This is a genomic window from Pseudoxanthomonas sacheonensis (genome assembly GCF_010093305.1).
Taxonomy (GTDB): Bacteria; Pseudomonadota; Gammaproteobacteria; order Xanthomonadales; family Xanthomonadaceae; genus Pseudoxanthomonas_A; species Pseudoxanthomonas_A sacheonensis.
Genome location: NZ_PDWS01000009.1, coordinates 64,608 through 86,776, shown reverse-complemented (window position 1 = coordinate 86,776; position 22,169 = coordinate 64,608). Strand labels below are relative to the sequence as shown.

At 64.2% G+C, this 22,169-nt stretch carries 21 protein-coding genes; 9 read left to right on the top strand and 12 right to left on the bottom strand.

Going from position 1 to position 22,169, the window contains the following annotated elements:
• Nucleotides 1–28: 28 nt before the first annotated feature.
• The 9 genes from CSC73_RS09635 to ykgO all read right to left on the bottom strand — a co-directional run bounded on the left by CSC73_RS09635 (nt 29) and on the right by ykgO (nt 8,544).
• On the bottom strand, nt 29–1,255 hold the full coding sequence (locus CSC73_RS09635) for a TraB/GumN family protein (protein ID WP_163840221.1): 1,227 nt from the start codon (nt 1,253–1,255) through the stop codon (nt 29–31).
• A gap of 4 nt (nt 1,256–1,259) precedes the next feature.
• Nucleotides 1,260–1,790 (bottom strand): GNAT family N-acetyltransferase, encoded by a 531-nt coding sequence (locus tag CSC73_RS09630; RefSeq protein WP_163840220.1) that lies wholly within the window; start codon nt 1,788–1,790, stop codon nt 1,260–1,262.
• Nucleotides 1,787–2,674: a carbon-nitrogen hydrolase gene (locus CSC73_RS09625; protein ID WP_163840219.1), complete on the bottom strand. Its 888-nt coding sequence runs from the start codon at nt 2,672–2,674 to the stop codon at nt 1,787–1,789. Before CSC73_RS09625 ends, CSC73_RS09630 begins: the two co-directional genes overlap by 4 nt.
• Before the next feature lie 77 nt (nt 2,675–2,751).
• A complete protein-coding gene (locus CSC73_RS09620; RefSeq protein WP_163840218.1) occupies nt 2,752–4,053 on the bottom strand; it encodes an NTP/NDP exchange transporter in 1,302 nt (433 codons plus the stop codon).
• Nucleotides 4,054–4,060: 7 nt separating this feature from the next.
• Nucleotides 4,061–5,008: an aldo/keto reductase gene (locus tag CSC73_RS09615; RefSeq protein ID WP_163840217.1), complete on the bottom strand. Its 948-nt coding sequence runs from the start codon at nt 5,006–5,008 to the stop codon at nt 4,061–4,063.
• Nucleotides 5,009–5,153: 145 nt separating this feature from the next.
• Nucleotides 5,154–6,593, bottom strand: coding sequence for an alpha-L-fucosidase (locus tag CSC73_RS09610; RefSeq protein WP_163840216.1), 1,440 nt, complete (start codon nt 6,591–6,593; stop codon nt 5,154–5,156).
• 230 nt (nt 6,594–6,823) lie between these two features.
• Nucleotides 6,824–7,855 (bottom strand): agmatine deiminase family protein, encoded by a 1,032-nt coding sequence (locus tag CSC73_RS09605; RefSeq protein ID WP_163840215.1) that lies wholly within the window; start codon nt 7,853–7,855, stop codon nt 6,824–6,826.
• Between the two features lie 42 nt (nt 7,856–7,897).
• On the bottom strand, nt 7,898–8,227 hold the full coding sequence (locus CSC73_RS09600) for a hypothetical protein (RefSeq protein WP_163840214.1): 330 nt from the start codon (nt 8,225–8,227) through the stop codon (nt 7,898–7,900).
• A 191-nt stretch (nt 8,228–8,418) separates the two neighbouring features.
• On the bottom strand, nt 8,419–8,544 hold the full coding sequence (gene ykgO, locus CSC73_RS09595; RefSeq protein ID WP_005913193.1) for a type B 50S ribosomal protein L36: 126 nt from the start codon (nt 8,542–8,544) through the stop codon (nt 8,419–8,421).
• A 200-nt stretch (nt 8,545–8,744) separates the two neighbouring features.
• Here ykgO and cmk point away from each other — a divergent pair, with 200 nt between their 5' ends.
• From cmk to galU, 8 genes are all read left to right on the top strand, one after another.
• The gene (gene cmk / locus CSC73_RS09590) at nt 8,745–9,416 is read left to right on the top strand and encodes a (d)CMP kinase (RefSeq protein WP_093280220.1); all 672 of its coding nucleotides are present in this window, start codon (nt 8,745–8,747) and stop codon (nt 9,414–9,416) included.
• Between the two features lie 177 nt (nt 9,417–9,593).
• Nucleotides 9,594–11,282: a 30S ribosomal protein S1 gene (rpsA, locus tag CSC73_RS09585; protein WP_163840213.1), complete on the top strand. Its 1,689-nt coding sequence runs from the start codon at nt 9,594–9,596 to the stop codon at nt 11,280–11,282.
• Nucleotides 11,283–11,354: 72 nt separating this feature from the next.
• Complete coding sequence (locus CSC73_RS09580; protein ID WP_093280218.1) at nt 11,355–11,660, top strand: integration host factor subunit beta; 306 nt, start codon at nt 11,355–11,357, stop codon at nt 11,658–11,660.
• 89 nt (nt 11,661–11,749) lie between these two features.
• Nucleotides 11,750–12,022, top strand: a complete 273-nt coding sequence (locus CSC73_RS09575) for a lipopolysaccharide assembly protein LapA domain-containing protein (RefSeq protein WP_163840212.1) — start codon at nt 11,750–11,752, stop codon at nt 12,020–12,022.
• 23 nt (nt 12,023–12,045) lie between these two features.
• Nucleotides 12,046–13,224, top strand: coding sequence for a lipopolysaccharide assembly protein LapB (gene lapB / locus CSC73_RS09570; RefSeq protein ID WP_093280216.1), 1,179 nt, complete (start codon nt 12,046–12,048; stop codon nt 13,222–13,224).
• Complete coding sequence (locus tag CSC73_RS09565) at nt 13,225–14,217, top strand: MraY family glycosyltransferase (RefSeq protein ID WP_163840211.1); 993 nt, start codon at nt 13,225–13,227, stop codon at nt 14,215–14,217.
• Nucleotides 14,214–16,124 carry a polysaccharide biosynthesis protein gene (locus CSC73_RS09560; protein WP_425502300.1) on the top strand — a complete coding sequence of 637 codons (1,911 nt, stop codon included), beginning with the start codon at nt 14,214–14,216 and terminating at the stop codon, nt 16,122–16,124. The genes CSC73_RS09565 and CSC73_RS09560 overlap by 4 nt, the downstream gene beginning before the upstream one ends.
• Nucleotides 16,121–17,020 (top strand): UTP--glucose-1-phosphate uridylyltransferase GalU, encoded by a 900-nt coding sequence (galU, locus tag CSC73_RS09555; RefSeq protein ID WP_163840210.1) that lies wholly within the window; start codon nt 16,121–16,123, stop codon nt 17,018–17,020. Before CSC73_RS09560 ends, galU begins: the two co-directional genes overlap by 4 nt.
• 177 nt (nt 17,021–17,197) lie before the next feature.
• Here the strand turns inward: galU and CSC73_RS09550 are convergent, their stop codons facing one another.
• The 3 genes from CSC73_RS09550 to CSC73_RS09540 all read right to left on the bottom strand — a co-directional run bounded on the left by CSC73_RS09550 (nt 17,198) and on the right by CSC73_RS09540 (nt 21,532).
• Nucleotides 17,198–18,403 (bottom strand): acetyl-CoA C-acyltransferase, encoded by a 1,206-nt coding sequence (locus CSC73_RS09550; protein WP_163840209.1) that lies wholly within the window; start codon nt 18,401–18,403, stop codon nt 17,198–17,200.
• Between the two features lie 95 nt (nt 18,404–18,498).
• Entirely contained in the window at nt 18,499–20,871 is a 2,373-nt protein-coding gene (locus CSC73_RS09545; protein ID WP_163840208.1) for a 3-hydroxyacyl-CoA dehydrogenase/enoyl-CoA hydratase family protein, read from the bottom strand.
• A 34-nt stretch (nt 20,872–20,905) separates the two neighbouring features.
• Nucleotides 20,906–21,532, bottom strand: a complete 627-nt coding sequence (locus CSC73_RS09540; protein WP_163840207.1) for a TetR/AcrR family transcriptional regulator — start codon at nt 21,530–21,532, stop codon at nt 20,906–20,908.
• Between the two features lie 210 nt (nt 21,533–21,742).
• Here CSC73_RS09540 and ndk point away from each other — a divergent pair, with 210 nt between their 5' ends.
• Nucleotides 21,743–22,168 (top strand): nucleoside-diphosphate kinase, encoded by a 426-nt coding sequence (ndk, locus tag CSC73_RS09535; RefSeq protein ID WP_093280210.1) that lies wholly within the window; start codon nt 21,743–21,745, stop codon nt 22,166–22,168.
• Nucleotide 22,169: the final 1 nt, after the last annotated feature.

Below are 22,169 nucleotides of genomic sequence, written 5' to 3'. Positions count from 1 at the left end.
AGCAAGCTCGGCTCTACAAAGATCTGGCTCAGCCGACGAGTTTGCCCAGCATCCGCAGACCGCCCGTCCACACGCCAATGGCGGTACCCAGACTGGTCAGGAAGAAGTTCAGCAGGATCCGCGCGACCCGGTTCTTCCACCAGCCGCGCACCGTCTGCACGTCGTCGCGCAACGCCATGAAATCGGCGTGGGTGGGTTTGCGCAGCGCCGCTTCGACGAACGCACTGACCGTGCCCGAGGCCAACGCCGGGTGCAGGGGCGTCAGCGGAGAAGAAATGAAGGCGGCCAGGATGCTCAGCGGATGGCCGCCAGCGATGGCGCAGCCCAGCGCGCCCAGCAGGCCGGTGGCCAGCACCCATTGCACGATGAGGTCGGCGCCTACGTCCACGCCGCCGCGATAGAAGCCCCACGCGAATCCGCCGACCAGGAAAGCGGCCAGCGCGATGGTGAACCACGGCACTTTGCTCTTCTCGGGAACCGACTCCAGTGCGGCGCGCACCGTGGCCGGCGCTTCGACATCGCTCCGCAAATGCTCGGCCATGCCCTGCAAATGGCCAGCGCCGATCACCGCCAGTACCTCGCGCGCGCCGCTGGCGTGGGTGACCGATTCGCGCAGGCGCGCGGCCATGTAGCGGTCGCGTTCGGCGATGATGCTTTCGTACAGCGCCGGGCTTTCCGCCGCGAATTCGCCGAAGCTCGATTCCAGCATGTCGCCGTGCTTGAGTTTCTCTATCTCGTCGTCGCCGACTTCCTCGTCGGCGAACATGGCCATCATGATGCCGGCGCCGATCTTGGCGCGGCCCCACCAGCCCAGCCGGCTCAAGGCGCGCTTGAAGGTCAGCCCGACTTCGCGGTCGATCAGGTGCAGCGGCAAGTTGCGTTCGCGCGCATCCAGTGCGGCCGCTTTCAGCTCGGCGCCTGGCTCCACGTCCAACTGCTCGGCCAGGCGCCGCTGGTAGGCGGCCAGTGCGAGGTTGGCGGCGAACAAATGGGTCTTGCCTTCGCGGATCACCTTCACCAAATCGAGTTTGGCCAGGGCATCGGGATCGGTCAGCGCTTGCAGGCGCCCGGCGTCGAGTTCGATCGCGACCGTATCGTAATCGCCGCTGGCGATGGCGGCCTGTACCGTTTCCACGCTGGTCCTGGAGACGTGCGCGGTTCCCAGCAGGGTGTAGCGCACGCCATCGCGCTCGACGATCTGGTGCGGCTGCCCGGCGAGCGGATCATGCAGAGCGGAGGAAGATATATCGTTCATGGATTCATTCTTCGAAAGGTGCTTCGTGGTTGCCGCTGCCCAATGCGCGCTGCATCTGCACCGTATCCAGCCAGCGTCCGTGCTTGCGGCCCAGGCCGGGGAATATGCCGATGATGTGGAAGCCGAGTTTTTCGTGTAGGACCACCGAGGCGCCGTTGCCGGGCTCGCCGATCACCGCCACCATCTGGCGGAAGCCTAGCGCTTCGCAATCGGCGATCAGGCGGGCGAGCAGAGCGCGGCCGACCCCTTTCCCCTGAGCTTCGGCAGCTACATAGACGGTGTCCTCCACGGTCCAGCGATAGCCGGCGCGGCCGCGGTAAGCGCTGGCGTAGGCATAGCCGGCGAACGCGCCTTCGCGTTCGGCGACCAGAAAGGGATATCCGTTCGCCAGCAGTTCCTGCATGCGCCGCGCCATCTCCGTTTCGTCGGGTGCCTGATATTCGTAAGTCGCCACGCCGTCACGCACTTCCCGGGCGTACACCGCGTGGATATGCGGAATGTCGGCAAGGGTCGCCTTGCGCAGCTGCAGGTTCAATCGATATACCGCTTCAGCAGATCGCCATAGGCGTCGATGCGCCGGTCGCGCAGGAAGGGCCAGATGCGACGCACGTGTTCGCTGCGGGCCAGGTCGACTTCGGTGCTGAGGATTTCGGGCTCGCCACCGGCTTCGGCGATGAATTCGCCCTGCGGCCCCAGTACGTGGCTATTGCCCCAGAACTGGATGCCGGATGCTCCGAGCGGCGAGGGCTCGTGGCCTACGCGATTACACGACAGCACCGGCAGGCCATTGGCGACAGCATGGCCGCGATGGCTGAGGATCCAGGCATCGCGCTGGCGGCTCTTTTCGTCCTGCGCATCGTCCGGATCCCAGCCGATCGCGGTGGGATAAAGCAGCAGCTCCGCACCCGCCAGCGCCATCAGCCGCGCGGCTTCCGGATACCACTGGTCCCAGCACACCAGCACGCCGAGCCTGCCCACCGAGGTATCGATGGGTTTGAAGCCGAGGTCGCCGGGGGTGAAATAGAATTTTTCGTAGAAGCCCGGATCGTCCGGGATATGCATCTTGCGGTACTTACCCAGGGTGCTGCCGTCTTTCTCGAAGACCACCGCGGTGTTGTGGTACAGGCCGGCGGCGCGGCGCTCGAACAACGAGCTGACCAGCACCACGCCGTGCTGCTTGGCCAGCTTGCCCAGGCGTTCGGTGCTGGGGCCGGGAATGGGTTCGGCCAAGTCGAACTCCGCCACCGATTCGTGCTGGCAGAAGTACGCGCCGTTGTGCAGTTCCTGCAATAACACCAGCCTGGCGCCACGCTTGGCTGCTTCGGCCACGCGCGCTTCGATCACCGAAAGATTGGCCTCGGCATCACCATGGTTTTTTTCCTGGATCAGGGCGACGGGCAGAGTAGTGCGCAGGGTCATGTCGGCGGGGTGCGGGGTGGGGAGGGCATGTTATCGCGGAAGGCGACAGGGAAGGCCGCCGCGCGATGAACGCGGCTCTATTGCGCGTTGGCGGCGGCTTCGCGGCGGTGGTGCCAGCGTCCCAGCATGCCACCCGTGACGGCCCATGCCAGCGCGATCCCGGCGCCGATCAGCATCGCCAGCGCAGGATGTTCAGCGACCAGATCGAGCCCGCGTTTGACCCAGCCGCTCACCGCGTCGCCGCCCCGGTACACCACGGTGTCGATGAAGTTCTTGGCCTTGTACTTTTCTCCGGGAGTGACGACGGTGTAAAGCATTTCCCGCCCGGGCCGCACGAAGGCGTATTCGCCCGAGCGCCGCACCACCATCACCACCACGAACACGGCGAAGGTCGGCGCCAGCGCCAGCCAGACGAATCCCGCCGCGACCACGACCGGCACGGCCACCAGCAGCACGCCGACGCCCAGCCGTTGCGCGACGCGGCCGGTGAGGAAGATCTGGGTCAGGATGGCCAGGCTCTGCACGACGACGTCGATGGTGCCGAACACCTGCGTCTGCCGGGTCTTGTCGCTGAAGGTCTCGGCCACCAGCCGCGCCTGTTCGAAATACAGAAACGTGGTGACGCTGGTCAACAGCAGCACGAACAGCGCGATGGCCATCAGGTAGGGCGATTTGAAAACATCCGTGGCGCCTGCGAAAGGGTTGCCGCCTAGTGGTCTGCGTCGCGTTTGGCTGTCCTCCCGCTGCGGCAAGGGATTGGCATCGCGCCACCGTTGCAGATGACACGCGGCCAGTGCGCTACCGCCCAACATCGCCGCCGACAGGAGCAGCAAGCCCGAATGACCGATGGGCTCCACCAGCAAAGTGCCCAGCAGCGGTCCGACCAGACCGCCCAGGCTCGCGCCTCCGGCCATCAGCGCGAACAGGCGCTTGGCCTGATTGGAAGCGAATACATCGACGACCACGCTCCAGGCCACCGAGATCGACAACAGGTTGAACACCGACAACCAGATATAAAAGGTGCGTGCGGACCAAAGGTTGTCGGGCGCCAGCGCGAATGCTGCGGCGAAGGCCAACAGATTGGCGGCGAAAAAACCGTAGGTCCAGGGCAGGATGCGCCGCCGCGCCACTTTCGAGGCCAGCCAGCCGAACAGCGGCAACGCCGCTATCGTGGCCACGAAAGTGCCGGTGAACAGCCACTGCAGGTTGTCCACGCCGCCCGCTACGCCCATGGTTTCGCGCACCGGCCGCAACATGAAATAGCCTGCGAACAGCAGGAAGAACAACAGCAGTCCAGCGACGACTGCGCCGGCTTCCCGTTCCTCCACGTTGAACAACGCGGCCAGGCGGCGAGTCACCGCATTCGCTTGCGATGCCATGCGCGGGTCAGGCCAGCGCAGCGATCAGCGACTGGCGCTGCGCTTCGGTGAGGTCGGGGCCGCTGCCTGCGCCCAGATTATCGCTCTGGCGATCCGGTTTGCCGGTGGCGGGAATCACCGCGGTCACGGCGGGATGGCTCAACGCGAACTTGAGGAAAGCCTGCGCCCAGGAAGCGATACCGGCCTCGGCCGCCCAGGCGGGCAGCGGTTTGTCCTTGACCTGCGCGAACAGCTTGCCGTCTTCGAAGGCGCGGTTGATCAGCACGGCCACGCCAAGTTCACGCGCCAGCGGCAATACCCGCTTTTCGGCGCCGCGCGTCACGACCGAATAATTGATCTGCAGGAAGTCTGGCTTCTCGGCCTGGACCACAGCGGCCAGTTCGTCCTGCGCACGTTCGAGGTAGTGGGTGAGGCCGACATAGCGCACCTTGCCTTCGGATTTCAGCTCCCGCGCCAGCGCCAGCTGCGTCTTCAGGTCGCCCAGGTTGTGTACCTGCAGCAGTTCGACTTTATCGGTCTTCAGGCGGCGCAGGGTGTCGTTGAACTGCGCCAATCCCGCCTCGCGACCGCTGACGCTGGACAGCTTCGTCGCAATCCATGCCTTGGGGCGAAGCCCCAGTTCGGCCAGCAGCGCGCCCAGCACGTCCTCGGCCGTGCCATAGGTCGGCGCGGTGTCGATGAGGGACGCGCCGGCGGCGAAGAAGCGTTTCAGCACCTCGCGCAGCGGGTCGCGTTCGGCCGCGCTTTCGCCTACTTCGAAACTGCCCGAGGTGCCCATGCCGATGACTGGAAGGCGTTCCTGGGTGCCGGGAATGAGACGGGTATTCAGCGGGCCGGACCGCGCCGAAGGCCCGGTCTTTACCGCTTCCGCCTGTGCGGAGTCGCGGCAGGCGGCCAGACCGAAGCCGGCCGCGGCAATAGCGGCGGAAGCCAGGAACTTGCGTCGTGTGTACACGGCAGATTCCTCGAACAGGGAAGAGCTGCCGGTTATCGGCGATCAGGCGATGGGATGTGTGAACGAAACGTTTGCCGCCTACCCAACCAAAGTCATGTCGGGCCGGAATTGTGAAGTGCGGCGTGTCGTCGAGCCGGTTCAGGGATCAGGCCGGGTCCAGCACCACCACGGTATCGATGGCATCGGGCAGTTCGGCCGGCAATGCGACGACAAGCGTTTCGCCTTCCCGGCTTGTTTCCAGCGATGCGCCGCCCTGCAGCAGCTTGGCGCTGCGCTTGCCCGACAGTGGCAGACGCAGCATGCCGTCCTTGGTACGCTCGAAGACATGCAGGTACAAGCGTTCGCCCCGCGCGGTGACACGGCCCCAGCCGACCGCATCCAGCGGGCTGGCGGTGGTGGCGTAGACCGATTCGCCGTTGCGCTGCATCCAGGCGCCGATCTGTCGCAGCCGCAGCACGCTGGCCTGCGGCACGCTGCCGTCTGCCTGGGGGCCGATGTTGAGCAGGAAATTGCCGCCCTTGCTGGCGGCATCGACCAGATCGCGTATCAGGGTGGCGGTCGATTTCCAATGGCGATCGTGCGCGTTGTAGCCCCAGGTGTCGTTCATCGTCATGCAGGCTTCCCAGTCGACGCCGACGACGCCGTTGGCGGGAATCGCCTGTTCCGGCGTGGTGAAATCGCCGTGCGCGCGATCGAACCATTTCAGGCTGCCTTGCGGGTCGTCGTAACCGAGCGAGCGATACAGCCGGTTGTTCATGACGATGCCGGGTTGCCGCTCGCGCACCATCGCCATCAGTTCCCGCGCCCGCCAGGTTTCGCCTTCCGCGCCGGGATTGGAGTAGTCCCACCAGAGAATGTCGATCGGACCGTAATGTTCGACCAGTTCGCGCACCTGCGCCTGCAGGTAGTCCTGGTATTCCTTCAGGTCGGCGCGTTGCGGATAGCCGGGATCCTCGGCTGGAGTGGTTTTCTCCAGCGGATGCGGCAGCGGTTGCTCGAGCTTGAGGAAATCGCGGTACGGATAGGCCGGGTGGTGCCAATCGATCACGGAATGATAGAGACCGACTTTCAGGCCTTCCGCGCGCGCGGCGTCGACGATCTCCTTGACCAGGTCGCGGTCGGTGAAATCCTTGGCGTCGAACGTGGTTACCGCACTGTCGTGCAGGGCGAAGCCTTCGTGGTGCTTGCTGGTGAACACCAGGTATTTGGCGCCGGCCTGTCTGGCCAGCCTGGCCCATTCGCGCGCGAAGCCCGGCTTGGGACGGAACAAGGGACGCATCTGCCGCGCGTATTCGTCGGCGGGCACATGCGCGTTGCGCTGGATCCATTCGGCGGTGCCCGCGACCGGTCGGCCGTTCCAGCGGCCGGCGGCGCCCGAGTACAGGCCCCAATGGACGAACAGGCCGAAGCGCGCCTCGCGCCACCATTGCATGCGCGCATCGAACGCGGCCTTGCTTTCCGTCGACGCCACGACCGTCGGCGCGGTAGAGGTAGCCATGGACAGCGGGGCGGCCAGCAGGCACGCGCAGGCCGTCAGATATCGCAATGCGATGCGGAAACGTGCGATGGAAGCGAATCGTTGCATGGCTGATGGCTCCGAAGACAGTTGCGACCGATGCGATTGGATCGATGCAAATCTACGGTAGATCGATCGTCAGGTCGAACCCCGGCCTGCATATGCAACACGACTCACACTGCGATAAGCGGATGACCGGGCAAAGGACGGCAGGCGACGCATGCGCTTGCGATTCGCGGCGAAGGAATTCACTCCGATGATGGAGCGGACCGGTATCGCGCGGTCCGCATGGCCGCCACTCAGGGCAGCAGGCCTTCCGGCAACTGCATCGTGATGCAGTGCAGACTGCCGTTCTGCCAGATCAGCGGGCGGCAGGGCACCTGCACGATCTCCCGGCCCGGATAGGCGGAGGCAAGTACTTCGGCGGCTCTGGCATCGGCGTCATCGCCGTAGGCCGGAATCAGCACAGCGCCGTTGACGATCAGGTAGTTGGCGTAGGAAGCGGCCAGGCGACGGCCGTTGTCGAGGATCGGCCGGGCCCAAGGCAGCGGGAACAGCCGATAGGGCCGCCCATCGCGGGTGCGCAGCGCGGCGATTTCTTCGCCCATGGCGGTGAGTTCGGCGTAGTGCGAATCGGCCGCATCGTCGCAGGCCTGGAACACGATCGCATTGTCCGGCGCGAAGCGGGCGAGGGTGTCGATATGGGCATCGGTGTCGTCGCCCTCCAGATAGCCGCGGTCCAACCACAGCACGCGATCCTGCTGCAGCCAGCCGGCCAGCCGCGCTGTGATTTCTGCCCGCGAAACGTCCGGGTGGCGCTCGTGCAGGCATTGCCAAGTAGTGAGCAGCGTGCCGTTTCCGTCGGTTTCTATAGCACCACCTTCCAATGCAAAATCAATGCTTTGCACGAAATAGTTATGAAACAGGTTCATTCCGGAAAGCTCGCCGACAAGCCGGTCGTCGCGGCTCGCCTGGTATTTGCCGCCCCAGCCAGTGAAGCGGAAATCCAGCTGTTTGAACCGGTCGCCCGCACGCAGGGTGATGGGGCCGGTATCGCGCAGCCAGGTGTCGTCGTATTCGGCAGGCACGAAGCGCACCTTGGCCATGTCCACCCGCGCCGAACGCAGTCGCGCTTCGGCGTAGGTCTGCAGATCTTCGTCCGCCACGCAGATCACTACCGGCTCGAAGCGGGTCAGGGCCGCGACCAGTGCGACGTAGGTTTCCTCGACTTCGCCCAGGCGCTCGGCCCAGTCGGTTTCTGCATGCGGCCACGCGATCAGGACTGCGGATTGGGGTTCCCATTCCGCAGGGAAGCGAAAAGCATCGGTCATTGAAGTTCTTTCGGACTGTTATCGGACTGTTATCGGACTGTTTTATCGGATCGGAGGCTTGGGCCCGACTTCGTCAGGGCCGGCCTGGTTGGCCACCACGTCGATGACGCGGTTCTTCTCGAAATACACGGTGAAGGCCGGGTAGACCCAGCGGTTGATCACGGGCCACTGGCGTTTCTGGCCGCCGCGTGGTTCCAGTTTCTGCTGAGGCGCGCCGAAGCGGGCTTCCACGGCTGCGGCGGTGTCGCCCCGCACCGGCAAGGCGACGGCGGGTTTTTCCTGGGCGCGCTCTATCAACAGGGTATCGGCGCTGGCGGCGCCCGCGCAGCAGAGCAGGACGAGCATCGGGACGGCAAGCAAGCGATGGTTCATGGCGGTGGCTCCCCAAAGGACGGGTCTTTATAGCAAAACGGCCGCAACAAAAAACCGCCGCGCCGCGATGTAGTGCGGCAATCGTGACGGTGAGCGCGCCGCCACGCGCCCGGATAAAGAAAAACCGCCCGGAGGCGGTCTTTCTGTGTCGGACTGACCCGATATTGCAGCGCCTATGCGCCGTGGGTGCTTCAGCGCTGACGCGCCTTGAAACGCGGGTTCGACTTGCAGATCACGAAGACCTTGCCACGGCGGCGGACCACCTTGCAGTCGCGATGACGGGTCTTTGCCGACTTCAGGGAGGAAAGGACTTTCATGACATACCTCGGGAAATTTGGACTGTAACTGTCTGGGAATGTGGCCGGAGCGGACCAGTGGTCCGGCCGGGACAAAAATCAAGCCGCGCATTCTAGCGGATTTTTCCTTTGAGGTTCAAGCCTTTGCCTTACGGCGACCGGCGTCCTCCAGCCACTGGCGGGTGGCCGGGCATAATGCCCGGCAAATCCACGGGGTTCCCATGTCCGACAATATTCCGGTTCTGACCATCGACGGCCCCTCCGGCGCCGGCAAAGGCACGGTAAGCCGTATCGCCGCGGCCCGCCTGGGCTGGCATTACCTCGATTCCGGCGCCTTGTACCGTGCGGTGGGCGTGGCGGCGAGCTGGGCCAACCTGGACATTTCCGACCCCGCGGCCCTGGTGCGCTGCACTTTCGACACCGAGGTCAGCTTCAAGGAGAACGCCCAGGGCGACCTGCGGGTCTGGGTCAACGACTCCGATGCCACCGACGAGCTCAGGCTCGAGACCACGGGCGCGGTAGCCTCGGCCATAGCCGCCTTTCCCGAGGTCCGTTCAGCGCTGAAGGAGCGCCAGCGTGCTTTCCGGCAGCCTCCCGGGCTGGTGGCCGACGGGCGGGACATGGGGACGGTCATCTTCAAGGACGCCCCCTACAAGGTTTTCCTGACCGCCAGCGCCGAGGAAAGAGCGGAAAGGCGCTATAACCAGTTGAAAGACAAAGGGGTTTCGGTCACAATAGACGGTCTGCTACGCGAGATTCTCGCCCGCGACGCCCGTGATGCCCAGCGCACGGTGGCGCCGTTGAGGCCGGCCGAAGACGCCGTCCTCATCGATACCACCGGCCTGAACATCGATCAGGTCGTGGAGCGCGTGCTGGCCTTGGTGAAATCCTGAGTCCAGCCGGATCCAGCGTAGCGGACAACGCAACAAAACCAGCCCCGTCGGGAATCCTCCCGGCGGTTCATCCACCACAACACTCACGGTCACAGGCATCCCGCCCAGGCCGACAACGGGTGGACCGCCGCACATCCAACCAGTGCCCGGTCTGCGTCATCAACCGAGATTTATTCAATGATCGAATCATTTGCAGAACTGTTTGAACAGAGCCAGATCCACCTCACCAAGCTGAAGCCCGGTTCCATCGTCATGGGCACCGTGGTCGAAGTCCGCAACGACGTGGTGGTGATCAACGCCGGCCTGAAGTCCGAAGGCATCGTGCCGATCGAACAGTTCCGTAACGACGACGGCACGCTCACCGTGGCCGTCGGCGACGAGGTAAAGGTCGCCCTGGACTCCCTGGAGAACGGCTTCGGCGAAACCGTGCTGTCGCGCGAGAAGGCCAAGCGCGCCATGGTGTGGGACGAGCTGGAAGAAGCCCTGGAAGCCAACGCCACCATCACCGGCCGCATCAGCGGCAAGGTCAAGGGCGGCTTCACCGTCGACATCAAGGACGTCCGCGCATTCCTGCCGGGCTCGCTGGTCGACGTGCGCCCCGTGCGCGACCCGGGCTACCTGGAAGGCAAGGAACTCGAGTTCAAGCTCATCAAGCTGGATCGCAAGCGCAACAATGTCGTGGTCTCCCGCCGTGCGGTGGTCGAGAGCGAGCATTCGGAAGAGCGCGAGCAGCTGATGGACAAGCTGCAGGAAGGCGTGGTGCTGAAGGGTGTGGTCAAGAACCTCACCGACTACGGCGCGTTCGTCGACCTGGGCGGCATCGACGGCCTGCTGCATATCACCGACATGGCCTGGAAGCGCGTGCGCCATCCGTCCGAAGTGGTTGAAGTGGGCCAGGAACTCGACGTGCGCGTGCTGAAGTACGACCGCGAGCGCAACCGCGTCAGCCTGGGCCTGAAGCAGCTGGGCGAGGATCCGTGGGACAACATCGCCCGCCGCTACCCGGCCAACAGCCGCGTGTTCGGCAAGGTCTCCAACGTCACCGATTACGGCGCGTTCGTCGAGATCGAGCCGGGCGTCGAAGGCCTGGTGCACGTGTCGGAAATGGACTGGACCAACAAGAACGTCAACCCGTCCAAGGTCGTGCAGGTCGGCGACGACGTCGAAGTGATGGTCCTGGACGTGGACGAGGAGCGTCGCCGCATCTCGCTGGGCATGAAGCAGGTCGCCGCCAATCCGTGGGAAACCTTCGCCGCCATCCACAAGAAGAACGACAAGGTGTCGGGCCAGATCAAGTCGATCACCGACTTCGGCATCTTCATCGGCCTGGACGGCGGTATCGACGGCCTGATCCACCTGTCGGACATCAGCTGGAACTCCACCGGCGAAGACGTGGCCCGCAACTACAAGAAGGGCGACACGCTGGAAGCCGTGGTGCTGGCCGTGGACCCGGAGCGCGAGCGCATCAGCCTGGGCGTCAAGCAGCTGGAGCAGGATCCGTTCGGCCAGTTCATGGCCGCCAATCCGAAGGGCGCCAAGCTGGAAGGCACAGTGCGCGAAGTGGACGCCAAGGGCGCCATCATCGACATCGCCGAAGGCGTGGAAGGCTATGTGGCCGCGCGCGACATCAGCAACGAACGCATCGACGACGCCAGCCAGCACCTGAAGGTGGGCGACAAGATCGAAGCGCGCTTCATGGGCATGGACCGCAAGGGCCGTACCCTGCAGCTGTCGATCAAGGCGAAGGACGATGCCGAAATGCGCGAAGTGCTGGAGGACTACCAGTCGCAGTCTTCTTCCGCCGGCGCCACCACCCAGCTGGGCGCGCTGCTGCGCGCGCAACTGGACGGCAACAAGTCCGAGTAAGCAAGCCACTCGATCCACTCCGGCCCGGTCGTTCCGGGCCGGTAGTGGTGCTTTTCGCCTATCTCCGTGACGATGACCAAATCCGAACTCATCGAAATCCTGAGCCGTCGCCAGCCCCACCTGAAGGCCGACGACGTCGATCTTGCAGTGAAGTCGCTGCTGGAGATGATGGGCGGTGCCCTGGCCCATGGCGAGCGCATCGAGATCCGCGGATTCGGCAGTTTTTCCCTGCATTACCGTCCGCCCCGTCTTGGCCGCAATCCCAAGACCGGCGATTCGGTGGCCCTGCCGGCCAAGCACGTGCCGCATTTCAAGCCCGGCAAAGAGCTGCGCGAACGCGTCAGCGGCGTGACTCCCATCGAGGAAAGCGGCGAATAAGCGCTGCTTGCCGCATCCCGCGCGCTTTCGGCGTGTCCTGTCCCGCCACTCTCGGCTAAGCTAGCGGCTCCCAAGCATGGAGCTGCCCGATGAACATTTTCCGTCTGATCATCGCATTGATCTTCCTGGGCATAGGTCTGTTGGTCGGTGTGCTGAATACCCAGCCCATCACGCTCAAATTGCTGTTCGCAGACATCCAGACTTCTTCGGGGGTCGCAATCATCCTCTCGCTGCTGGCCGGTGTGGTCATAGGCGGTTTGATCGTCTTGGCTACTCTGGTCTGGCCTTTGTATACGAAGCTGCGCAAAGCCAACAAACAGGCCACTGCGTCATCGGCACCTCAGCTCGGCACCGGCGTCTGAGCCATCAGATAGGCTTCCAGTAGATGCAATTCCTCAACGAATGGTTCTGGTTCTTCCTGTTCCTGCCGCTGGCCGCGCTCAGCGGCTGGGTGATAGGGCGCAGAGGCGGGCAGCGCCATGGCGACACCCAGGTCAGCCGGCTTTCCAGCACTTACTTCCGCGGCTTGAACTATCTGTTGAACGAGCAGCCGGACAAGGCCATCGAGCTGTTCCTGCATATCGCCGAGCTGGACAAGGAAACCTTCGAGACCCAGGTCGCGCTGGGCCACCTGTTCCGCCGCAGGGGCGAAGTCGACCGCGCCATCCGCCTGCATCAGGGACTGGTGCAACGCCACGACTTGAGCGATCAACAGAAAGTGCAGGCGTTGCTGGCTTTGGGCGAAGACTACATGCGCTCGGGATTGTTGGATCGCGCCGAGACGGTTTTCAGCGATCTCACTCGCATCGACCAGCGCGCTCCGCAGGCGCTCAAGCACTTGATCGGCATCTACCAGACCGAGCGCGACTGGGAAAAAGCCATCGACAACGCCACCCGCTACGAAGAAGTGGCCGGTGAGCCGATGGGTAAACTGATCGCCCAGTTCGAATGCGAACTGGCCGAGCGCCACCGTACCGCCAACGATGTCGAATCCGCACGCGCCGCCATCGCGCGCGCCTATCAGGCCGATGCCAGCTGCGTGCGTGCGGGCATTCTGGAAGGCCGCATGGAATCGGACGCGGCCAATCCCGAAGCCGCGATCCGCGCTTTCGAACGCGCCGCGCGGCACGACCCCGATTATCTGCCCGAAGTGCTGCCCAGCCTGCTGGCCAACTACGAGCAGGGCGGGGATCTTTCCGGCGCCCGCGCTTTCCTTTCGGAAATGTGCGAACACTACCGGGGCATCGCTCCGGTCCTGGCGCTGACCCGTCTGGTCGAAAAACAGGACGGAGTGGCGGCCGCGCGCGCCTATCTTGCCCGGCAGCTGAAGGACCGGCCTTCGGTGCGTGGCGAAGCGGCGCTGATAGACCTGACCCTGGCCGAGGGCGCCGATCCGACCGCCACGTTGAACGATCTCAAGCACATCACCGATCAATTGCTGGTGCGCAATCCCAGCTACCGCTGCACGCGCTGCGGCTTCGGCGCACGTACCCACCATTGGCAATGCCCCAGTTGCAAGGAATGGGGAACGGTGAAGCCGCTGCTGAACTACGCGGTGGTCTGAATGACGGCACTTCCAGTATGGATGCTGCTGCACCTGGTGCTAGCGGCATCCGGTACCTGGCTGGCGCGACGCTATGCGTTGAAGAAGCAGTTGCTCGACCAGCCTGGCGAGCGACGGAGCCATGTCGTGGCCACGCCGAGAGGCGGCGGCATCGCGATAGTGGCAACGGTATTGGCGGCGATAATCTGGTTGGCGCTGCGAGGCGGACCGGAGTCTTTCTTGCTGAAATGTTTCGCTGCTGGACTGGTTCTGGTCGCGGGTATCGGCTGGGTGGATGACCATCGACCCCTCCCGGCCTGGCCAAGACTGCTTGTGCAGGCCTTGGCTGCATTCCTTCTGGCTTGGGGGGTGCACCGCTCCACGCCGGGACTGCTGGCTCCCATCCTGGCATTCGTTCTGGCCATGGTCCTGGTGAATGTCTGGAACTTCATGGACGGCATCGATGGGCTGGCAAGCAGTCAGGCGGCCATCGTTGCGCTGACCATGGCCTTTGTCCTGACCGGCGGGGCATGGGAGTGGGTCGCCGCCGGATTGGCCGCGGCCCTGGCCGGATTCCTGCCCTTCAATTTCCCCAAGGCCCGGATTTTTCTGGGCGATGTGGGCAGCGGGGCGCTTGGGTTCCTGCTTGCGGGACTGCTGGCGGCGGCTTTCGCCTCGGACCGGGTTGCCTGGCCGTTGCTGTTGCTGCCGATTTCGGCCTTCCTGGTAGACGCGGGCTTCACACTGGGTATGCGCATCCTGCGAAGGGAGCGCTGGTGGGCGCCGCATGTCCAGCACACCTACCAGAAGTGGGCGAATCGCAACGTGAGTCATGCAGGAGTCACCTTGGCTTACGCAGGATTCAGTCTTGTGGCCGCGCTATTGGTTGTTGTCGGAAAGGACTGGACGGACTATGGGTCGGCGGGTATTTGCCTGGTATGGTTTCTGGGCGCAGGCTTTTTATGGGCGCGTATGCGCAGGGATATCTCTATGAGTAAGGATGCGCGAAAGTGAATTCCTGGCGCGGAAAAATGGCTGCCCTGGTGCCCCGTTCGATGGTGGTGGGGCACGATCTGCTGATGGTCTGGCTGTGTTGGGAAGCGCTGCATCGTCTGCGCTATGCAATGCTGCCAAACCCCCCTTCATATCCCCTGTGGTCGCCCGAGATCGCGATAGTCGTGGTCGCGCAGGGACTGGTGTTCTGGTGGGTCGGTCTTTATCGCGGGCTCTGGCGCTTCGCCAGCGTTCCGGATCTGGGCAATATCCTCAAGGCCAGCCTGGTAGGCTTGCTTGCCCTTGCCTTGGGGCTGGCTCTCTACAACCGGCTAGGATCGGTGCCGCGCGCCGTGCTGGTGATGTATCCGTTCCTGCTGGTCGGCCTGCTGGGCATGCCGCGCCTCATGTTCCGGGCCTGGAAGGACAACCAGAACGCGGACAGCAAGAACGGCATAGCCCTGCGGGTGCTCATACTCGGTGCGGGCAGGTCCAGCGAAGCCCTGGTGCGCGACCTGCGGCGCAGCGGCGCCTATCAGCCGGTCGGCCTGCTGGACGATTCGGCCCGCCTGCAGGGCACCAAACTGCACGGCGTTCCCGTGCTCGGCGGATTGTCCGATGCGCCCGCCATCGCCAAGGAAACCGCCGCCAAACTCATCGTCATAGCGATGCCGTCCATGGATGCTGCGAGCATGCAGCGGGTGGTGGCCATCTGCGAGAGCACCGGCCTGCCATTCCGCACCGTGCCCAGACTGGTGGACGTGCTGGAAGGCCGTTCGCTGCCCGGCGAACTGAAGGAAGTCGCCATCGACGACTTGCTGGGCCGCAAGCCGGTCACTCCGGACTGGAAACTCATTCGCGGCTGGCTGGGCGGGCGCACCGTCCTGGTCACCGGCGCCGGCGGCTCGATCGGTTCGGAGCTGTGCCGGCAATGCGCGCGCCATGGCGCGAGCCGGATCACCCTGCTGGAAGTCGATGAGCTGGCGCTGGTCACGGCCCAGACGGAGTTGCATCGCGCATTTCCCGATCTGGAGATCATTTCCGTATTGGGCAACTGCGGCGACCCGGCGGTCATCCAGCATGCGTTGAAGATCGCCGAACCGGACGCGGTTTTCCACGCCGCCGCCTACAAGCAAGTCCCGCTTCTGGAACAGCAATTGCGCGAAGCGGTGCGCAACAACGTGTTGGCGACCGAAGTCGTGGCGCGGGCCTGCCGCGAGGCGAACGTGGCGACCTTCGTCTTCATCTCCACCGACAAGGCCGTCGATCCGGTCAACGTGCTCGGCGCGACCAAGCGCTTGGCCGAAATGGTTTGCCAGACCCTGGACGACCGCGTTTCGACGAGGTTCGTGACCGTCCGTTTCGGCAATGTGCTGGATTCGGCGGGGAGCGTGGTGCCTCTGTTCCGCGAGCAGATCAGGCTCGGCGGTCCGGTCACCGTCACCGATCCGGAGGTCACGCGCTATTTCATGACCATCCCGGAAGCCTGCCAGCTGATCGTACAAGCGGCCGCCAGCGCCGCCCACGCTTCCATCTACACGTTGGACATGGGCGAGCCGGTGCCGATTAGGGTATTGGCCGAGCAGATGATCCGTCTGGCAGGAAAACAGCCCGGCAAGGACATCGCGATCGCCTATACGGGCCTGCGCCCGGGCGAAAAGCTGCATGAAACGCTGTTTCACGCGGACGAACTCTACCGGCCCACTTCGCATTCCAAGATTCTCGAAGCGCGCGCGCGCGATGCTTCGGCGGAAATCATCGCGCGCGCGGTCTTCCTGCTGCAGACCGCGGTGGCGAATTACGATAACGACGAGCTTTCGCGCATCCTGCGCGCGGCGATACCCGAATTTTCTCCGTCGGGGCAGAGCGGCGACGCCGGCGCCACTATCGTCCAGTTCCCCGCACGAGAAGCCAGACATACCCGATGAGTCAACGTATCAGGAAAGCCGTTTTCCCCGTCGCAGGCCTTGGAACCCGCTTCCTGCCCGCCACCAAGACCGTCCCCAAGGAGATGCTGCCGATCATCGACAAGCCGCTGATCCAGTACGCCGTGGACGAGGCGGTGGAAGCGGGCTGCGATACGCTGATTTTCGTGACCAACCGCTACAAGCATGCGGTGGCCGACTATTTCGACAAAGCCTACGAGCTGGAGCAGAAGCTTGAACAGGCAGGCAAGCTGGAGCAGCTGGAACTGGTGCGCAACGTGTTGCCCAGCCACGTGCGCGCGGTGTTCGTCACTCAGGCCGAGGCGTTGGGATTGGGGCACGCTGTGCTTTGCGCGAAGCCTATCGTGGGCAACGAACCTTTCGCGGTATTGCTTCCCGACGATCTGATCTGGAACCGGGGTCCGGGCGCGCTCAAACAGATGGCCGATGCCGCCGAATCTTCCGGCGCCAGCGTGATCGCGGTGCAGGACGTGCCGCGCGATCAGACCGGCAGCTACGGCATAGTGGCGACCGAGACGTTCTCGGGCCGCGAGGGCCGTATTTCGGCCATCGTCGAAAAGCCCAGTCCCGAGACGGCGCCCAGCACTCTGGCGGTGGTCGGCCGTTATGTGCTGAGCGCGCGCATTTTCGATCTGCTGGAAAGCACCACGCCCGGTGCGGGCGGCGAGATCCAGCTGACCGATGCGATCGCGGCACTGCTGGCCGAGCACCCCGTCCACGCCTACCGTTTTCGCGGCACGCGTTTCGACTGCGGCACGCACATCGGCCTGATCGAGGCCACCATCCGTTATGCGCTGGACCACGAGAAACTGAGCGATGCGGCGCAACAGTTGATGCAAAACGCGCTCAAAGAGCTCGGCGTCACCGAATTGGAATAACGAGTTGGAAATCGCGACCCGTTCCGGCGTCCTGGAAAGCTCCTTGGGGTGTTGTGAAATTTCGCAGGTCGGCCCTACGCGGCCGACGGCCGGAGATTCACGCATCGGGGACGTAGCCCCGACCTACGAAAAAGGGCAGCCAATGGCTGCCCTTTCTGGTCTGGCGGAAATACCGGCTTAAAGCGCTTCGAACACGCCCGCCGCGCCCATGCCGGTGCCGATGCACATGGTCACCATGCCGTACTTCTGCTGGCGGCGGCGCATGCCGTGGACGAGCGTGGCGGTGCGGATCGCGCCGGTAGCGCCCAGCGGATGGCCGAGCGCGATGGCGCCGCCCAGCGGGTTGACCTTGGACGGATCCAGGCCGACATCGCGGATCACCGCCAGCGCCTGGGCCGCGAAGGCTTCGTTCAATTCGATCCAGTCCAACTGATCCTGGGTGATGCCCGCCTGCTTCAACGCTTTCGGAATCGCGGCGATAGGACCGATACCCATCACTTCCGGGCGCACGCCGGCGACCGAGAAGGACACGAATCTCGCCAATGGAGTCAGGCCGTAGTCCTTGATCGCCTGTTCCGAAGCCAGCAGCACGCCCGCGGCGCCGTCGCTCATCTGCGACGAAGTACCGGCGGTCACGGTGCCACCGAACTGGGGATTGCGGAACACGGTGCGCAGCTTGGCCAGGCCTTCCAGCGTGGTGTCCGGGCGCGGACCTTCGTCGTTCTCCACCAGCAGCTTGCGCAGCTGGATGGTGTTGCCGGCCAGATCGGGTACATGCGACATCACTTCATAAGGCGTGATTTCGCTGCGGAACTCGCCCGCCTGCATCGCGGCGATGGCCTTCTGGTGCGAGGCCAGGGCGAAGGCGTCCTGGTCTTCGCGCGACACCTTCCATTCTTCTGCCACTTTTTCGGCGGTGATGCCCATGCCGTAGGCGATGGCCACGTGGTCGTTGTCGAACACGCTGGGCGCCATGGCGATCTTGTTGCCCATCATCGGCACCATCGACATCGACTCGGTGCCGCCGGCCAGCATGAGGTCGGCGTTGCCCAGGCGGATCTGGTCGGCCGCAAGCGCCACGGCCTGCAGGCCCGACGAGCAGAAGCGGTTGATGGTTTGCGCGGCGATGGTGTTGGGCAGGCCGGCCAGCAACAGACCGATGCGCGCCACGTTCATGCCTTGCTCGCCCTCGGGCATGGCGCAGCCGATGATGGCGTCGTCGATGCGGCCGACGTCGATGCCCGGCGCCTGGGCGACCACGGCCTTGAGCACGTGCGCCAGCATGTCGTCGGGACGGGTGTTGCGGAATACGCCTTTCGGCGCCTTGCCCACCGGGGTGCGGGTGGCGGTGACGATGTAGGCTTCCTGGATCTGTTTGCTCATGGATAACTCCGGAATTCGAGATTCGAGATTGGGGATTCGGTAGTGCAGGGATTCGGGCTTCGCTTTCACGAATCCCGAATCCCGTTTCCCGAATCTCAGTTTCTAAGCGGCTTGCCGGTCTTCAGCATGTGGCCGATGCGCGCCTGGGTCTTTTCCTGTTGCGCCAGTTCCACGAAGTGCTGGCGCTCGAGTCTGAGCAACCATTCCTCGTCGACCAGCGATCCGCGATCCACCGCGCCGCCGCACAGTACGGTGGCGATGCGCACGGCGATCTCGTAGTCGTATTCGCTGATGAAGCGGCCTTCCAGCATGTTGACCAGCATCATCTTGAAAGTGGCGATGCCGACATCGCCGGCGACCTGGATGCGGCGCGCCGGCAGGGGCGGGCGATAGCCGCTTTCGGCCAGGGCCAGCGCTTCCTGTTTGGCCACGTACAGCAGTTCGAAGGCGTTGAACACGATCCTGTCGGTCTTGCGCACCAGGCCCAGTTCCTGCGCTTCCATCGCCGAAGCCGAAACCTTGGCCATCGCCACGGTCTCGAAGGTTTTCTTCAGCTCGGCGAACACATCGCCGCCGGGACCTGCGGCCTGCGAAGCGCGCACCGCGATTTCCTTCAAGCCGCCGCCGGCAGGCAGCAGGCCGACACCGGCCTCGACCAGGCCGACGTAGCTTTCCAGTCCGGCCACCGTTTTGGCGCTATGCATCTGGAATTCGCAACCGCCGCCCAGCGCAAGGCCGCGCACTGCGGCCACCACCGGCACCAGCGAATACTTGATGCGCTGGCTGGTGGCCTGGAAGTTGGCGACCATGGCCTCGAATCCGGCCACGTTGCCGGCCTGCAGCAGACCCATGGCGCCGGAAAGATCGGCGCCGGCGGAGAACGGTTCGCTGTTCTGCCACAGCACCAATCCTTTGAAGTCCTTCTCCGCGCGGGCTACCGCTTCCTGCAGGCCGTTGAGCACGTGGTCGTTGACGGTGTTCATCTTGGTCTTGAAACCGACCACGGCGATACCGTCGCCGTCGGTCCACATGCGCAGGCCGTCGTTTTCGAACACGGTTTCGCCCGCGGGGAATTTTTCGCCCAGCAGCGGATCCGGGAAACGCTGGCGCTGGTAGACGGGCAGGGCGGAACGCGGCAGCTTGGCGTTCTTGACGGGGCTGTAGCTGCCCTCGGCCGCATGCACGCCTTCGCGGCCGTCGAACACCCAATTGGGCAGCGGCGCCGAACTCATGGCCTTGCCGGCCACGATGTCGTCGGCGATCCACTGCGCCACCTGCTTCCAGCCGGCGGCCTGCCAGGTCTCGAACGGGCCCAGCGACCAGCCGTAGCCCCAACGGATGGCCAGATCGACATCGCGCGCGGTTTCGGCGATATCGGCCAGGTGGTAGGCGCTGTAGTGGAACAGGTCGCGGAAGGTGGCCCACAGGAATTGCGCCTGCGGATGCTGGCTTTCCCGCAGCTTGGCGAACTTTTCCGCCGGGTTCTTGAGCTTGAGGATCTCGACGACTTCCGGTGCGGCGACGCCGGTGGACGGGCGGTAGTCCTGGGCCTTGAGGTCCAGCACCACGATGTCCTTGCCGACCTTGCGGAAGATGCCGGCGCCGGTCTTCTGTCCCAGCGCGCCCTTGGCGATCAGCGCCTCCAGCCACTTGGGCGCGGCGAAGTACTTGTGCCAGGGATCGTCGGGCAGGGTGTCGCCCATGGTCTTGATGACATGGGCCATGGTGTCCAGGCCTACAACGTCGGAGGTGCGGTAGGTCGCCGATTTGGGACGGCCGATCAGCGGGCCGCTTACGGCATCCACTTCATCGAAGCCCAGGCCGAATTCGGCGGTGTGGTGGATGCTGGCCAGGATGGAGAACACGCCGATGCGGTTGCCGATGAAGTTGGGTGTGTCCTTGGCGTAGACCACGCCCTTGCCCAGGGTGGTGACCAGGAAGCCTTCCAGGCCTTCCAGCACCGCCGTGTCGGTGACCTTGGTCGGGATCAGTTCGGCCAGATGCATGTAACGCGGCGGGTTGAAGAAATGCACGCCGCAGAAGCGGTGGCGCAGCTGTTCCGGCAGCACATCGGAAAGAGCATTGATGCCCAGGCCGGAAGTGTTGCTGGCCAGCACGGCATGGTCGGCCACGAACGGAGCGATCTTCTTGTACAGGTCCTGCTTCCAGTCCATGCGCTCGGCAATGGCCTCGATGATCAGGTCGCAGCCGCGCAGTTGTTCGAGCCCGCTGTCGTAGTTGGCGGACGTGATGGCCTCGGCCAGCGACTTGCTGGCGAGCGGGGCGGGGCTGAGCTTGCCCAGGTTGGCGATGGCCTTCAGCACCACGCCGTCCGGATTCCCTTCCTTGGCGGGCAGGTCGAACAGCACCGTGTCCACGCCGGCATTGGTCAGGTGCGCGGCGATCTGCGCCCCCATCACACCGGCGCCGAGTACGGCCGCTTTGCGTACAAGCAACTTATTAGACATGTTCTATAAATCCTTGTTTATATGATGAAATAATTCAGTGGTCGGCGCGGATGCCGGCCTCGGCGAAACGGATGAGTTCGCGTGCGGCGCGCTCACGGTGCGCCGCTTCGGTGACATCGGCGGGACGCTTGATCAGGCCGAAGTCGGCCATGGCGTAGGTAAGCGCGCCGGCCAGGAAGTCGAGCCGCCAGTACAGCTCTTCCTTGCTCAGGCCGGGAACGCAACCGGCGATCGCCTTGCCGAATTCGCGCAGCACGTGGCCGTAGTGGTCGGAGAGGAACTTGCGCAGGCCATCGTTCTTTTCGGCGTAGGCACGCGCCACCACGCGCACGAACGCGCCGCCGCCATGACGGTCTTGTGACATGGCCAGGGCGGGCTCCACGAACGCGGCCAGTATGGGCTGCAACTCGCCGGGATGCTGTTCCAAGGCTGTTTTCAGCTGGCGCAGGCGCAGCAGGGTCATGTCGTCCATGCGCCGGCGGAAGACCTCGTTGACCAGGTTCTCCTTCGAGCCGAAGTGGTAGTTGACCGCGGCAATATTGACGTCGGCGCGACTGGTCACCTGACGCAACGAGGTGCCGGCGAAGCCATGCTGGGCGAACAGTTCCTCGGCGGCGCCGAGGATCCGGTCCTTGGTTGAAAAATGGGTGGTGTTGGCCATCAGGCTCTCGGCAATCAAACGCTTGTTTGATTCTGGGCTCGACCCCTTCGAAAGTCATGCTGCACTGCCGCATCGAGAGTGCGGAGCCGCTGCAAATATGCCGCCGATACGTTAGAATTGCGCTACGCAATTTAGCCTAAGCCCGCGTTTCGACGCGGGTTTTTCATGTTAATCTCGGGTCCGCAGTGGCCCACCCAACGGAGAAAATCCATGGCGCTGGAGCGCACCCTGTCAATCGTCAAACCCGATGCCGTCGCCAAGAACGTCATCGGCGAAATCTATTCGCGTTTCGAAAAGGCCGGCCTGAAGATCGTGGCCGCCAAGTACAAGCAGCTGTCGCGTCGCGAAGCCGAGGGTTTCTACGCCGTGCATCGCGAACGTCCGTTCTTCAACGCGCTGGTCGACTTCATGATCTCCGGCCCGGTGATGATCCAGGCGCTGGAAGGCGAGAACGCCGTCGCTCTGCATCGCGAACTGCTCGGCGCCACCAATCCCAAAGACGCTGCGCCGGGCACGATCCGCGCCGACTTCGCCGATTCGATCGACGCCAACGCAGCGCACGGTTCGGATTCGGTCGAGAACGCCGCGGTGGAAGTGGCGTACTTCTTCGCCGCGACCGAAGTGGTCTCGCGCTGAG

What these genes read in the sequence shown, in the direction of transcription:
- CSC73_RS09635 (WP_163840221.1), bottom strand. Translation starts at nt 1,255, where the DNA reads ATGAACGATATATCTTCCTCCGCTCTGCATGATCCGCTCGCCGGGCAG.
- CSC73_RS09625 (WP_163840219.1), bottom strand. Translation starts at nt 2,674, where the DNA reads ATGACCCTGCGCACTACTCTGCCCGTCGCCCTGATCCAGGAAAAAAAC.
- CSC73_RS09620 (WP_163840218.1), bottom strand. Translation starts at nt 4,053, where the DNA reads ATGGCATCGCAAGCGAATGCGGTGACTCGCCGCCTGGCCGCGTTGTTC.
- CSC73_RS09610 (WP_163840216.1), bottom strand. Translation starts at nt 6,593, where the DNA reads ATGCAACGATTCGCTTCCATCGCACGTTTCCGCATCGCATTGCGATAT.
- CSC73_RS09605 (WP_163840215.1), bottom strand. Translation starts at nt 7,855, where the DNA reads ATGACCGATGCTTTTCGCTTCCCTGCGGAATGGGAACCCCAATCCGCA.
- CSC73_RS09600 (WP_163840214.1), bottom strand. Translation starts at nt 8,227, where the DNA reads ATGAACCATCGCTTGCTTGCCGTCCCGATGCTCGTCCTGCTCTGCTGC.
- ykgO (WP_005913193.1), bottom strand. Translation starts at nt 8,544, where the DNA reads ATGAAAGTCCTTTCCTCCCTGAAGTCGGCAAAGACCCGTCATCGCGAC.
- cmk (WP_093280220.1), top strand. Translation starts at nt 8,745, where the DNA reads ATGTCCGACAATATTCCGGTTCTGACCATCGACGGCCCCTCCGGCGCC.
- rpsA (WP_163840213.1), top strand. Translation starts at nt 9,594, where the DNA reads ATGATCGAATCATTTGCAGAACTGTTTGAACAGAGCCAGATCCACCTC.
- CSC73_RS09580 (WP_093280218.1), top strand. Translation starts at nt 11,355, where the DNA reads ATGACCAAATCCGAACTCATCGAAATCCTGAGCCGTCGCCAGCCCCAC.
- CSC73_RS09575 (WP_163840212.1), top strand. Translation starts at nt 11,750, where the DNA reads ATGAACATTTTCCGTCTGATCATCGCATTGATCTTCCTGGGCATAGGT.
- lapB (WP_093280216.1), top strand. Translation starts at nt 12,046, where the DNA reads ATGCAATTCCTCAACGAATGGTTCTGGTTCTTCCTGTTCCTGCCGCTG.
- CSC73_RS09565 (WP_163840211.1), top strand. Translation starts at nt 13,225, where the DNA reads ATGACGGCACTTCCAGTATGGATGCTGCTGCACCTGGTGCTAGCGGCA.
- galU (WP_163840210.1), top strand. Translation starts at nt 16,121, where the DNA reads ATGAGTCAACGTATCAGGAAAGCCGTTTTCCCCGTCGCAGGCCTTGGA.
- CSC73_RS09550 (WP_163840209.1), bottom strand. Translation starts at nt 18,403, where the DNA reads ATGAGCAAACAGATCCAGGAAGCCTACATCGTCACCGCCACCCGCACC.
- CSC73_RS09545 (WP_163840208.1), bottom strand. Translation starts at nt 20,871, where the DNA reads ATGTCTAATAAGTTGCTTGTACGCAAAGCGGCCGTACTCGGCGCCGGT.
- CSC73_RS09540 (WP_163840207.1), bottom strand. Translation starts at nt 21,532, where the DNA reads ATGGCCAACACCACCCATTTTTCAACCAAGGACCGGATCCTCGGCGCC.
- ndk (WP_093280210.1), top strand. Translation starts at nt 21,743, where the DNA reads ATGGCGCTGGAGCGCACCCTGTCAATCGTCAAACCCGATGCCGTCGCC.